The sequence below is a fragment of the uncultured Clostridium sp. genome (assembly GCF_937920395.1).
GTDB lineage: Bacteria > Bacillota > Clostridia > Clostridiales > Clostridiaceae > Clostridium_AD.
In genome coordinates this window covers 1-6,618 of sequence record NZ_CALEVF010000335.1, presented here as the reverse complement: position 1 = coordinate 6,618, position 6,618 = coordinate 1, and the positions used below count along the sequence as shown (strand labels likewise).

The 6,618-nt window shown below is 31.0% G+C and carries 3 protein-coding genes and 1 pseudogene; all 4 read right to left on the bottom strand.

What is annotated here, in order from left to right; genetic code table 11:
• A partial coding sequence (locus tag Q0649_RS20360) for a glycosyltransferase family 2 protein (RefSeq protein WP_298846162.1) occupies positions 1-955 on the bottom strand: 955 nt, incomplete at its 3' end.
• Between the two features lie 40 nt (positions 956-995).
• Entirely contained in the window at positions 996-2,060 is a 1,065-nt protein-coding gene (locus tag Q0649_RS20355; protein WP_298846159.1) for a HEAT repeat domain-containing protein, read from the bottom strand.
• 62 nt (positions 2,061-2,122) lie between these two features.
• On the bottom strand, positions 2,123-5,194 hold the full coding sequence (locus Q0649_RS20350; protein ID WP_298846156.1) for a hypothetical protein: 3,072 nt from the start codon (positions 5,192-5,194) through the stop codon (positions 2,123-2,125).
• Between the two features lie 42 nt (positions 5,195-5,236).
• A pseudogene (locus Q0649_RS20345) lies at positions 5,237-6,618 on the bottom strand (family 2 glycosyl transferase); the annotation flags it as partial.

Genomic DNA, 6,618 nt, shown 5'->3' with positions numbered 1-6,618 from the left:
GAGTTCTTAAATCCTTAAAGGATTCAGGCGCTTGAGTCCAACATATTGGTTCTGCCAAAAATTCAATATTATACTTCTTCTTTTGGTCTTTCATTGTTTTATGAAGTCTTACAATTATCTCCATATCCTCACCAATTATATTAACCTTGTACCCCCCACAATTAATAACAGCTTTTTTATTAAAAGCTCCAAATGCACCAGAAATAATCAAGATAGAGTGTAATTTACTAAGGCTTGCACGTCCAGTAAGGAAAGCACGAAGATATTCAACAATCTGAAATATTGCAATTTTGCTTTTAGGGATATTCATTCTGATAAGTTCCCCGTTTTTAATTATAGACCCATTTGCAATCCTTACAATTCCACCTACTGCTATTGTTTCCGGTTTTTCAACAAATGACATTGTAAGCTTAATAAGAGAATCTTTTTCTAGTATAGAGTCCGCATCTATAGATGCAAAAATAGGATATTTTGATATATTTATGCCGGCATTAAGTGCATCCGCTTTTCCTCCATTTAATTTATCTACAAGTATTAAGTTTTCATAGTTTGTATTACGGTAAATTCCTAAAACTTCCTTAGTCTTCAAACTGTTTTTTACAGGTTGATTTACCTTCTTAAGATTAAATTCTTTTATTATTTTCTCTTTTGTATCATCCTTTGAACCATCATTTACAATAATAATTTCGTATTCCAAATAGTTTAACGAAAGTAAAGATTTAATATTATCAACAATAGTTTTTTCTTCATTATAAGCAGGTACAATTATAGATATTGGAATCATGTTTTTTGATTCACTATATCTTTTGTAATCAGAAGCTTTCATCTTTTTCATATAACCTAATATATCTAAAAATGAAATACCCATTTGCACATTATAAAAAATATTTATTGCGATTGTATATATAATGCAAAACACACTAAAAGATATAATAAACATTCTAAGTATATACATTTATACATCCCACCTTCCTTAGTTTTAGACTAAATTTTGATTATGATATCATTTCTATAGCATTTTCAACGGCTTCTTTTGCGTATTTATCCTTGGAATTTATTATATTTGTCGCATATTCTTTTCCACCATTGAGTAAAATAAGAGTACATGCAGCGTTATGTCTTACCCACCATTCACTATCGCCAGCAGTTTTTGCAAGTGCAACAAAGCTACTACTCGTACCAATTGTTTGGAGACTTTTTGCAGCTGCTGCTCTTACTTCCCACTGCTTATCGTAAAGCATATTTATTATATACTCTTCATTATTAGAATTTTTAAGATCACACAAAGCTCTAATGCATGCTATTCTAAGATTCTTATCCTCACTCTTTAAATATTTAATATAATAATCTCTAAGTCCTTCAATTTTATATTGGGCAGCAGCTTTTATTAAAACTCCTCTGACATAATCATCACTAAGTGGTAAAGTTTTTTGAAACAACTCTTGTTTTGATCCAGTAAAAGATGAAATTATCTCAATAACCGCCCGGTGAGATAAGTGTACATCTTCATAGTCTTTTGTTAATATGTCCACTATCCCTTCTAAGTTACCAAGTTTTGCAAGAGTTAGAAATACATTATATCTGACATCCTTATCTTTACAATAACTAAGTTTACGAATATATTTCGCAGTATTTTCAAGTTTTAAAATACCCAGCTGACGACAAGCTAATGATTTTTTAAAAGAACTTTTTGAAGTAAGCCTCTTTATTAAGTATGATTTAATTTCTGTTACTTCACATAAATTCATTAATAAAGGATGATTAGTTTCAATAAAATCATCCTCATAATTAATGATTATATTAATTAATGATTCTTTTCTTGAACCACTCCCTTTAACAAATGACGTAAGTTCTTGAACTTCTTTTATGTTTCCAAAATTAACTGTTTCATTATTTGTAACTTTTAAAATTCTTGAAAACATCCTCTCTAAGTTCCCTTTTTCTTTATTAGTTGTTAAATCACTGAAGTATCTAAAAAACCACACATAAATAATTAAAGCACTATAAATCACCAATAATCCTGCTGAAATAATCAATAAATACGATGCTGTTTTATCCATATTTATTCCCCTTTCTATCTGTATTTTTATAACAAATCATTAATTATGCTCCTTACCTTAAGTTAAGGTGCAAGGATTGTTTTTATAATATCATAGCTTTTTTTATTACGTGAAACATAATTTGGCTTTTCCCAAGTGCTCCAAGTAAATGCTCTATTTCCTGAATCATAAATGTTTTTTGGGAAATGATAATCTATCTTTTTCGTTATTTTATCCTTAATAATAACAGACCCCACTATACCTTCAGTTGTTCTCACTCTTAACTTATCTATCACATTAACTGTCCCTTTATTTTTCTTGTCATCTAATACTAGTAGGCTAGATGGATCTGTAACGTTTAATTGTGTCCATGGGATTCTTATATAAAGCCTAGTACCCTCAAAATAAAAATTATTAATGTTATCATCAAAGTTCCCTTGCACCAAAGTGGATTCATTTTCAAAAATACTAGTAGTTGTCAAACTAGTATAATAAGATCCTTTACTTGTATTATAAGTTGGTGTTACCAATAGATTGGCCTTATTTTTATTTTGTATGTTAATTTCATACTCAACACCTGACCAATTTTCATTTTTATTAGGTGTTAGCATATGTTCTCCCTTCCTTTTATCAATAGTATCCAAATAAATCAACAAACTTTTTTTATTAAAATCAGGTAATTTGTCAAAACTTGATTTTATATACAGGTAAGATTCATCTGCTGTATATGCTATTGATTGTAAGGGTTTTACTGCCTTGATCGTTGTAGAATAGTCTTTGGGAACTGGTGATTCTAAAGCTAAAATCCCATAATTCTGAGCAGGTTCAATCATGTTATGCCATAAATTACTTCTCTCAGACGGTATCATTAAAGACGCTGTGCTAGGCCCACTGCTCCCCCATTCGTCAGCCCATTCATAAATAAGACCACCCATACAGCCGCTGTTTTTTATTATATTCATCATAGTTGCTATTCCTTGTCCTTGTATAACCTCACTATTTTCACCCTTTGCGTATCCAAGTCCTTTTATTCGAGCTGCCCCCATATTTGTAGGAATACCAAATTCACTTACTAAAACAGGATATTTTTTTTGAGTTTTCATAAACTTGTCCATGTATTGTTTGTAGAAAGTATATCCAGGTTTAACCTTACCTGTTTCCCCCGCCATAAACCCTGGATGATCAGGGAAAATGTTATAAGCACCAAAGAATCCACACTTAACCTTGCTTGAAATGTTAATATTATTAATATCAATTGTAGCCAAGTCATCAATCCTGTTAACCCCTGCCTTATCGTGATGAAGAACATCAAGTTCCGGTATCATTGTAATTGCCACTGGATGTTGCATCTTGTACACCTTTTGCTCATATTTATATATTTCATCACTAATGGATGCTAGCCATGATTCTGTCGGATTAGAATTAATTCCAGATGAAACATATTCTCCTTTATATTTATATAGTGGATTGGCTTTATTAGTTGCTATCACATTAGTTGTGTTTAAGCCTGGATCTGCTAAATATCCAAGTACGTACCCTGAAACATCATTAATATATAAATCTGAATCTTGTCCATCATTTATTTTAACTGATGTTTTTCCATGAATAGCATTAATAGTATCCTGCGTAGCCTTTTGGTAAGCTTTTTTATAATCTTTACTAATAAAATTTTGATCCTTTTTCTGATCCTTTACCGATATATTTTGAAACAAATATAACTTCTTATCTGGATTAAGAGAATTATAAATATCAAGTGCACGATAAAATCCACAAGGCATAAGTGTATAAACTCTTATGCAGTTAACATTCATCTTTCCTATCTTTTGGAGCCACGACGAATATACTATGTTATCGCTTGGAAATTTTCCTTTAGCAATACCTGGCATGGAAGTTCCTATATCCACTCCTTTCACGTACATCTTATTCCAAACTCCATTTTGATAAACAGACATATACTTAGAAGAAACCTTTGACGCAAGATTCGTACCATCTTTAGTAATCCCTTCGTTAGACTTAAAAACAATATTTTTGTCCAATGGTTTAAGTTCTTTTAATACCTTTGACATAAACGGTTGATAAAAATTCCAATAAAAATATGAATTATCGCCTTCACTATCAATGCTGAACATTTTATATAAATTTGCTGCACCTAAAAATGAATATGCTTTTACAGTTTCCCTATAGTCACAAAAATCACCAGCAAAGTAATATGTTTTTTTAACACTAGATTTATTCATGATAATTGCAGCAAATTTCTCTCCTAGTCCAAATAATTTCATTTGTTTTGCTCCGTCAGCTGTCAAATTCAAATCATACCAAGCAATAACTGATTTATCGTCTTTTGGTTTTACAATTTCAAACCAGTTATAATAATTAATAGTTTTTAGATTAAACCCTTTGCCGCTGGTCATTGAAAAGTTTATTGATTTTCCTTTAAAGTCTTTTCCCTGTTTAAGAATTATAATTCTATTATTCCCCGCTATTACTATTCCTGCGCCAGTTATGTCCCACTTTTTACCGTATTGTGATTCATATATTGTTTTAATCCAATTTGGAACATCATGAGTAGATGACAAATCAGTAAAAAACTTGCCTGCCCAGCCAGTAAAGTTAACTCCAAATATATCAGAAAGTTCATTCGACACACTTGCCTTTGTAGGCTCTTTTGCTATATTATATTCCCCAATAATAGTTGTTCCTTTAGCGGCCGATGTTGCAATTAAGCCAACTTCATCTTTAGTAAGGCCCGAAATACCCTTTGCTTCTTTACCATTGATTTTAGAGTCACCTGTTCCATAGGTATCTGAAATATAAATTACGTCTGGCACTTTTATTAATTTACTTAGAGGTTTATTTGAAAGTTTTCCATCAACAACAAAATTTCCATAATAATCTTTAGTCGTATTATACAATTTATTAGTATCTGGATTTTTTATTCTAAGGTGATCCATGGCCCAAAATAGTCCACTTTGTTTGCTATAATCTAATCCGGTTATTTTACCCTTTGATGACGATAGAATAGGAAAAGTTTTATTTAATACAACTATTTGAAGATTCTTCTTTGGCATAATCCTCCACAATATAAAAGGTGTCAATAATGCTAAAAATAATGATACAAAAATTAATATTTTAATCTTAATATGTCTTATTCCCATATTCATTCCTCATTTACTATTTATTATTTGATCGAAAAGTTTTTATTTTAATTTTTGTAATGCCTTTTGTAAGATGTAATATGAAGGTTTTAATCTTTCATGATACGTAGGCTTTTCCCATGGTTTCCAATCATATTCACTCATTGTTAAATTCGCAGATCCACCATTTTTCATGTTTTCTACTCCAAATTTAAACCCATCCACTTTTAACGGTGATATTTTTCCTTGTGCATACATATCATCAATCACATATTTCCCAGATGGATCCATAACATTAAGTAGTTGCCACGGAATTCTTATTTCGATTTTCCCATTATTATAATTAAAATCACTAAGCGAATTAAAATCAGTATCCTTTGGATTTGCATTGCCATATTTAAGTAATCCAGTCTCATAACCAGTAAAAGGAATAGTAGTCCCTAGCTTTGGTACAACAAATTCTTTATTAAGATTTAGCATTATATGGTTGAATCTTCCTGTATTTTTAATTTCATAAGATGGTTGTGTTTTTATTAGACTTGTTAAAACACCATATCTAAAATAATAATTGTCATAGTATGAATCTACTAGGATGTGTGAATCATTTTTTCCATGAATCTTAATTACGAAATCTGCACCGCTGCTAAACGTTGTCTTATAAGGAAGGAATTTTTTATTACCCTGCCCATTTATTGTGTCTATGGGTATCAATAAAGTGTCATTTTTAAAATCATAATTTTTATCATCTATCATTAAATATACATACGCTTCGTCACTTTTGACATAAAGTTTAGTATTATCACTTGTAACTAGTGGTTTATCATTGACCCAATCATCATAAATACCATCAATATAACAGATGCTTTTCTTATTTCCTGGATCAAGTGCTAAAAGACCAAAATGTTGTTCATTTGTCTGTGCATTAAGCCAGAATGGTCTAGAATCTGGCAAGTCAAGATCATTATTGTTCCATGTTCTCTTAAACCATTCATCTTGCCACGAAAAATCTAATCCTCCAGCAAGACCAGCGAAATGTATATCATTCATCATTTTCACTAACATATTCCCTTGAGCTTTCTCATCTACAAATCCCTGATTAAATCCCGTTACTTTGTTTTCATGTGCTTTACCCCTTGAAGCTGGAATACCAAATTCCGATATTAAAACAGGCATAGTATGAAATTTTTTAATCTCCTCTAAATAAGCTAAATAAGGATCTGGTTTTCCATCCGTACCTTTGAATTTAACATAATTAGTCTGAAGACTGAAGGTATCTGGGTAATAAGGGTACACATGATAAGATGCAAACATACCTGCCTTAAAAGTATTATGGTATTTAACATGTTCCACATTAACTGTTACCAAGTCCTCATTTTTGTATGGTTCATTGGGATGTTTTAATGGGTCAGTTGTTACCCAGTTTGAAAATGCGACTGGTCTTTGCA